Annotated in this window: 1 protein-coding gene; it reads right to left on the bottom strand. The window is 68.5% G+C overall.

Translation table 11 applies throughout. From position 1 onward, the window contains the following. Positions 1 to 397 (bottom strand): phosphoglucose isomerase-related protein (locus tag H0H10_RS00275; RefSeq protein ID WP_507227363.1); only part of this gene is annotated, 397 nt, incomplete at both ends.

The raw sequence follows: 397 nt of genomic DNA, 5'->3' as shown, positions 1-397 counted from the left end.
CTGGTAGTAGGCGTGCTGCCCGTTGGTGCCGGGCGTGCCCCACACCACCGGCCCGGTCTGCCAGTCCACCGGCTTGCCGTCGCGGCCGACGGACTTGCCGTTGGACTCCATGTCGAGCTGCTGGAGGTAGGCGGTGAACTTCGACAGGTAGTGCGAGTACGGCAGCACCGCGTGCGACTGGGCGTCGTGGAAGTCGCCGTACCAGATGCCGAGCAGGCCCAGCAGCAGGGGCACGTTGGACTCGGCGGGGGCGGTGCGGAAGTGCTCGTCGACGAGGCGGAAGCCGCCGAGCATCTCCCGGAAGCGGTCCGGGCCGATGGCGATCATCAGGGAGAGGCCGATCGCCGAGTCGTACGAGTACCGGCCGCCGACCCAGTCCCAGAACTCGAACATGTTG

Source organism: Streptomyces griseicoloratus (assembly GCF_014534645.1).
Classification (GTDB): domain Bacteria; phylum Actinomycetota; class Actinomycetes; order Streptomycetales; family Streptomycetaceae; genus Streptomyces; species Streptomyces griseicoloratus.
This window is presented reverse-complemented; position numbering and strand designations above follow the sequence as displayed.